Here is a 6,587-nt window from a genome sequence, read left to right on the forward strand (position 1 = left end):
CGCACCTTCAACCTGGCCATGGATAGATCATCTGGTTTCGGGTCTACACCCAGCGACTCAACGCCCTGTTCGGACTCGCTTTCGCTACGCCTTCCCTAATCGGTTAAGCTTGCCACTGAATGTAAGTCGCTGACCCATTATACAAAAGGTACGCCGTCACCCGTTGCCAGGCTCCGACTGTTTGTATGCATGCGGTTTCAGGATCTATTTCACTCCCCTCCCGGGGTTCTTTTCGCCTTTCCCTCACGGTACTGGTTCACTATCGGTCGATCACGAGTATTTAGCCTTGGAGGATGGTCCCCCCATCTTCAGACAGGATTTCACGTGTCCCGCCCTACTTGTCGTACACCTAGTTCCACAATCGTGTTTTCGCATACAGGGCTATCACCTGCTATGGCCGGGCTTTCCATCCCGTTCTGCTAACACCACTGCTAAAGAGTACAAGGCTCTTCCCATTTCGTTCGCCACTACTTTGGGAATCTCGGTTGATTTCTGTTCCTGCAGCTACTTAGATGTTTCAGTTCGCCGCGTTCGCTTCCCACACCTATGAATTCAGTGTGGGATGACCCATACGGGCCGGGTTTCCCCATTCGGACATCTCCGGATCAAAGCTTGTTTGCCAGCTCCCCGAAGCTTTTCGCAGGCTACCGCGTCCTTCATCGCCTGTGATCGCCAAGGCATCCACCACATGCACTTGTTCGCTTGACCCTATAACGAGTGTGTCTCGATCGCTCGAAACCGTCGCTACAGGATGAGTTCTCGCATTTGTGCCGTATTCCAAGTCATCTTTCGATCACTTAAATACATTTTGGTTGATACAATCACAACCCGGTATCGTGTTTTGTACTGCAGCCTCTCATCAAGGCTTCACGACACCTTTACTACATCCCATATTTTTAAAGAACAGCCGATCTTGCGATCGCTTGGCAATGCCAAATGAAAACACTCGCAACCTCATCGTCGCGATGCGCTTTCATTTGACAACCAATCCAAGGTACCAGGTGATGGTGGAGGATGACGGGATCGAACCGACGACCCCCTGCTTGCAAAGCAGGTGCTCTCCCAGCTGAGCTAATCCCCCGTACGGATAACTTGGTGGGTCTGGTAGGACTTGAACCTACGACCCCCGCCTTATCAAGACGGTGCTCTAACCACCTGAGCTACAGACCCTTGGCTGTAACAGCAAACAAACCGATAAGTGTGAACGCTAGGCTTGAGACACAAGCCTCTAGAAAGGAGGTGATCCAGCCGCACCTTCCGATACGGCTACCTTGTTACGACTTCACCCCAGTCATGAACCCTGCCGTGGTAATCGCCCTCCTTGCGGTTAGGCTAACTACTTCTGGCAAAACCCACTCCCATGGTGTGACGGGCGGTGTGTACAAGACCCGGGAACGTATTCACCGCGGCATGCTGATCCGCGATTACTAGCGATTCCAGCTTCACGTAGTCGAGTTGCAGACTACGATCCGGACTACGATGCGTTTTCTGGGATTAGCTCCCCCTCGCGGGTTGGCAACCCTCTGTACGCACCATTGTATGACGTGTGAAGCCCTACCCATAAGGGCCATGAGGACTTGACGTCATCCCCACCTTCCTCCGGTTTGTCACCGGCAGTCTCTCTAGAGTGCTCTTGCGTAGCAACTAGAGACAAGGGTTGCGCTCGTTGCGGGACTTAACCCAACATCTCACGACACGAGCTGACGACAGCCATGCAGCACCTGTGTCCACTTTCCCTTTCGGGCACCTGATGCATCTCTGCTTCGTTAGTGGCATGTCAAGGGTAGGTAAGGTTTTTCGCGTTGCATCGAATTAATCCACATCATCCACCGCTTGTGCGGGTCCCCGTCAATTCCTTTGAGTTTTAATCTTGCGACCGTACTCCCCAGGCGGTCAACTTCACGCGTTAGCTACGTTACTGAAGAAATGAATCCCCAACAACTAGTTGACATCGTTTAGGGCGTGGACTACCAGGGTATCTAATCCTGTTTGCTCCCCACGCTTTCGTGCATGAGCGTCAGTGACGTCCCAGGGGGCTGCCTTCGCCATCGGTATTCCTCCACATCTCTACGCATTTCACTGCTACACGTGGAATTCTACCCCCCTCTGACATACTCTAGCCTTGCAGTCACAAGCGCCATTCCCAAGTTAAGCTCGGGGATTTCACGCCTGTCTTACAAAACCGCCTGCGCACGCTTTACGCCCAGTAATTCCGATTAACGCTCGCACCCTACGTATTACCGCGGCTGCTGGCACGTAGTTAGCCGGTGCTTATTCTTCCGGTACCGTCATCGACCCGGGGTATTCACCCAGGCCATTTCTTTCCGGACAAAAGTGCTTTACAACCCGAAGGCCTTCTTCACACACGCGGCATTGCTGGATCAGGGTTGCCCCCATTGTCCAAAATTCCCCACTGCTGCCTCCCGTAGGAGTCTGGGCCGTGTCTCAGTCCCAGTGTGGCTGATCGTCCTCTCAGACCAGCTACTGATCGTCGCCTTGGTAGGCTCTTACCCCACCAACTAGCTAATCAGACATCGGCCGCTCCTGTAGCGCGAGGCCTTACGGTCCCCCGCTTTCACCCTCAGGTCGTATGCGGTATTAGCTAATCTTTCGACTAGTTATCCCCCACTACAGGGCACGTTCCGATGTATTACTCACCCGTTCGCCACTCGCCACCAGGCCGAAGCCCGTGCTGCCGTTCGACTTGCATGTGTAAGGCATGCCGCCAGCGTTCAATCTGAGCCAGGATCAAACTCTTCAGTTCAATCTCTGTGTGGACCCTCGCGGGCCCTCGCTCTTTCGAGCGGTCGCTCACTCTCAGAAAACTGACTGACCAGATCCGAAGATCCAGTCACGTTTTGCTGTGCGAGCACTGATAACTTTTGAAGCATCACTGTCCGAAGACAGCGGCGTCCGCTACCCAGCGCCCACACTTATCGGTTGTTTGGTTGTTAAAGAACCTGGTCTTTCGACCGCGCCTCCGGCTTTGCCGTTAGCGTCGCTGCGTCAGCAGCAGAGAAAGCGATTATGCAGCGCTTTCTTCGTTTCGTCAACCGCTTCAGCAATCTTTTTCTGCTGCGGTCAACGCTGCAAACCTCGCTGCGCTGACCTCCCGGTCAACCCCGCAACCCTTGCTGCGACTGCTTTGCAGCGCTGCGTTGTGTTGCGAGGGGGCGAATATTAAGGGAGCCGTGCGGGCTTGGCAAGCGATTTCGCGAAATAATTCGAAGAACCCTCAAAAGCGGCGCTTACGCCGCAAATCTCGCGATGGCGACAGCTTTCGGCCGTGCCTCGGCTTAAGCTGACATCAACGGACTCACCCGTCCGAACCGCCTTCTCTTCTATATATAGGCGTCGAATGCCATCAGAGCAGTGGAAGGAGACAAGATGACCCAACCCGTGAAGCCTGGCTTGTCGCTGGTTGCCGGCAACACCGACATTCCCCTTTCCGACGAGACGATCCCGGCACTGGTGGCCCGGGCCGTCGCTGCAAACCCCGGCGGCCCGGCCGTGGTGTACCGCGAGCATGGCGTGCGCTGGAGTTGGGCCGAGTTTGCCGACCAGGTCGACCGCCTGGCCAGCGGCCTGCTCCAGCGCGGCATCCAACCCGGCGACCGCGTCGGTATCTGGGCGCCGAACCGGCCCGAGTGGCTGGTGACCCAGTTCGCCACCGCCCGTATTGGCGCAATCCTGGTCAATATCAACCCGGCCTACCGCCAGGCCGAACTGGAATATGCATTGAACAAGGCCGGCGTGCGCATGCTGATCACCGCCGCGCGCTTCAAAACCAGCGACTACCTGGGTACGCTGCAGGCGCTGGCGCCGGAGCTGGCCCAGGCGGAACCCGGCGCGCTACGCGCCGCGCGCCTGTTCAAGCTGAAATGGATCGTGCGCATGGGTGCGGAGGCCACGCCGGGCATGCTGAACTACGAGGCACTGCTGGCCGAGCCGGATGCGGTCCGGCTGGACGCCATCACCGCCACCCTCAGTCCGCACGACGCCATCAATATCCAGTTCACCAGCGGCACCACCGGCAACCCCAAGGGCGCCACGCTTACCCACCACAACGTGGTCAACAACGGCCGCTTCGTGGCGATGGCAATGCGCCTCGGGCCCAGTGACGTATTGTGCATCCCCGTGCCGCTCTATCACTGCTTCGGCATGGTGCTGTCGGTGCTGGCCTGCGTTTCGGTCGGGGCCTGCATGGTCTTCCCCGGCGAGGCCTTCGATCCGCTTGCGACGATGGAGGCAGTCAGTGCGGAACGTTGCACTGCCCTGCACGGCGTGCCGACCATGTTCATCGCCCAGCTCGACCACCCAGAGTTCAGCCGTTTCGACTTCTCCACACTGCGCACCGGCATCATGGCCGGGGCCCCTGCCCGATCGAGGTGATGAAGCGCGTAGTGGCCGATATGCACATGGCGGAGGTCACCATCGCCTACGGCATGACCGAGACCAGCCCCGTCTCATTCCAGAGCGCCACCGACGACCCGCTCGACAAGCGCGTCTCCACCGTCGGCCGGGTGCAGCCGCACCTGGAGTGCAAGGTGGTCGACGCGCTCGGCCAGATCGTGCCGACTGGCACCACCGGCGAGCTGTGCACCCGCGGCTACTCCGTGATGCAGGGCTACTGGGAAGACGAGGCGCGCACGCAGGAGGCGATCCGCGACGGCTGGATGCACACCGGCGACCTGGCCACCATCGACGACGACGAGGGCTATTGCAATATCGTCGGCCGGGTGAAGGACATGCTGATCCGCGGCGGCGAGAATATCTACCCGCGCGAGATCGAGGAGTTCCTGTTCCGCCATCCCAAGGTCCAGGCGGTGCAGGTATTCGGCGTGCCCGACCAGAAGTACGGCGAGTCTGCGCTGGATCGTGCTCAAACCCGGCCAGACGGCCACCGAGGAAGAAATCCGCGCCTTCTGCCGCGACCAGATCGCCACTACAAGATCCCGCGCTATATCCGCTTTGTCTCGGAAATGCCGATGACTGTCACAGGAAAGGTGCAGAAGTTTGTCATGCGCGACACCATGATTCATGATCTGGGGCTTAAGCCAGGCGCAAGCGCGTAGGCAGATTCACCGCGGGATCATCCATGACCATTCGAATCGTGAAACTGGGTTCGCCACGCGAGCCGATGAAGGCCTGCGTATCGGCACGGTACGGCGGCCGCCGCGCGGCGTGCCCAAGTCCGAGTTTGCCAGCCGCGATTTCTACGATGTCTGGTATCCCGCGCTATCGCCATCGCCCGAACTGGTGGCGCAGGCGCTGGCGGCCAGCAACGACAAAGAATGGCGCGCGTTCGTCAGGCACTTCCGCAAGGAAATGGCCGAACCGGACGCGAGCCGCACGCTCGACCTGCTGGCCGCGCTGTCGCACCAGACCAACTTCTCAGTCGGCTGCTATTGCGAAGATGAGGCGCATTGCCATCGTCCGTACTGCGCGAGTTGCTGGCCGAACGTGGGGCCGTGATCGCCTGATCCCACCCGCCGTGCTCCGGGGTAACCCCGGAGATTCCTTCCCAGCATTCGCAATCTGATGGCCTGAACGTAGTCTGGCTCGGTTTTTTCCTGATTTCCTTCGTCGCCGCCTGCATCCGCCTGGCCAGCCGACCTCGCCGTCTTCCCGCGATGCTGGCCAGCCTGTTCGACAGCGCGCGCACGGCCTTCGAGATCGCGCTCGGCCTGGCCGGGTGATGAGCCTGTGGCTGGGCATCATGCGCATCGGCGAGCGCGCTGGCGTGGTCGACGCCTTTGCGCGGCTGGTGAACCGCGCTGCTGCGCCATTTCTTCCCCGGCGTGCCCCAAGGCCACCCGGCGCAGGGCGCGATGATGATGAACGTGTCGGCCAACCTGCTCGGCCTGGACAACGCCGCCACGCCGCTCGGCCTGAACGCCATGCGCGAGCTGCAGACGCTGAACCGGCGCCCGGACGTCGCCACCGACGCGCAAATCATGTTCATCGTGCTGAATACGGCCGGACTGACACTGATTCCGACTTCGGTGATCGCGATCCGGCAGGCGATCGCGGTCAAGCAGGGGCTGGTCGGCTTCAATGCCGCCGATATCTTCCTGCCAACGCTGCTGGCGACGGGGGCTCATGCCTGGCGGGGCTGCTGGCGGTGGCCTGGGTGCAGCGGCTCAACCTGTTGCGGCCGGCCGTGCTGGTGGCGTTCGGGCTGGTCGCGGCGCTGCTGGGAGGCATGTTCGCCTGGCTGCGCCACGCCCCGCCGGAGCAGGTCGGCAGCGTGACCGCGCTGGCGGCGCCGGCTTTATCCTGTCGCTGGTCACCCTGTTCCTGGTCTGCGGCGCGCTGCGGCGCGTCAATGTCTACGAAGCCTTTATCGAAGGTGCCAAGGAAGGTTTCGGCGTTGCCGTGCAGATTATTCCTTATCTGGTGGCGATCCTGGTCGCGATCGGATTGTTCCGGGCGACCGGCTGCATGGACGTGCTGATGGGCTGGCTCACGCTGGGCTTTGCCCACCTGGGCGTCAATACCGATTTCGTGCCCGCGCTGCCGGTGGGGCTGATGAAGATCCTGTCGGGCGCGGGCGCGCGCGGGGCTGATGGTCGACGTGATGACGA

Annotated in this window: 1 protein-coding gene, 2 tRNA genes, 2 rRNA genes and 3 pseudogenes; 4 read left to right on the forward strand and 4 right to left on the reverse strand. The window is 59.8% G+C overall.

Going from position 1 to position 6,587, the window contains the following annotated elements:
* The 4 genes from K307_RS24125 to K307_RS24140 all read right to left on the reverse strand — a co-directional run.
* Positions 1-708: ribosomal RNA gene (locus tag K307_RS24125) — 23S ribosomal RNA — on the reverse strand; the annotation flags it as partial.
* A gap of 297 nt (positions 709-1,005) precedes the next feature.
* Positions 1,006-1,081, reverse strand: a tRNA-Ala gene (locus tag K307_RS24130).
* 12 nt (positions 1,082-1,093) lie between these two features.
* Positions 1,094-1,170 (reverse strand) — tRNA-Ile (locus K307_RS24135).
* 62 nt (positions 1,171-1,232) lie between these two features.
* Positions 1,233-2,764, reverse strand: a 16S ribosomal RNA gene (locus tag K307_RS24140).
* Positions 2,765-3,387: 623 nt separating this feature from the next.
* On the opposite strand from K307_RS24140, the pseudogene K307_RS24145 reads away from it, so the two are divergent.
* The 4 genes and pseudogenes from K307_RS24145 to K307_RS24155 form a co-directional block, all read left to right on the forward strand.
* Positions 3,388-4,574: pseudogene (locus K307_RS24145) on the forward strand (AMP-binding protein); the annotation flags it as partial.
* A gap of 174 nt (positions 4,575-4,748) precedes the next feature.
* On the forward strand, positions 4,749-5,075 hold the full coding sequence (locus K307_RS49790) for an AMP-binding enzyme (RefSeq protein WP_230626087.1): 327 nt from the start codon (positions 4,749-4,751) through the stop codon (positions 5,073-5,075).
* Between the two features lie 23 nt (positions 5,076-5,098).
* Positions 5,099-5,483 (forward strand): annotated as a pseudogene (locus K307_RS24150) (DUF488 domain-containing protein).
* A gap of 63 nt (positions 5,484-5,546) precedes the next feature.
* Positions 5,547-6,587: pseudogene (locus K307_RS24155) on the forward strand (nucleoside recognition domain-containing protein); the annotation flags it as partial.

It is taken from the genome of Cupriavidus necator A5-1 (assembly GCF_000744095.1).
GTDB classification, from domain to species: domain Bacteria; phylum Pseudomonadota; class Gammaproteobacteria; order Burkholderiales; family Burkholderiaceae; genus Cupriavidus; species Cupriavidus necator_A.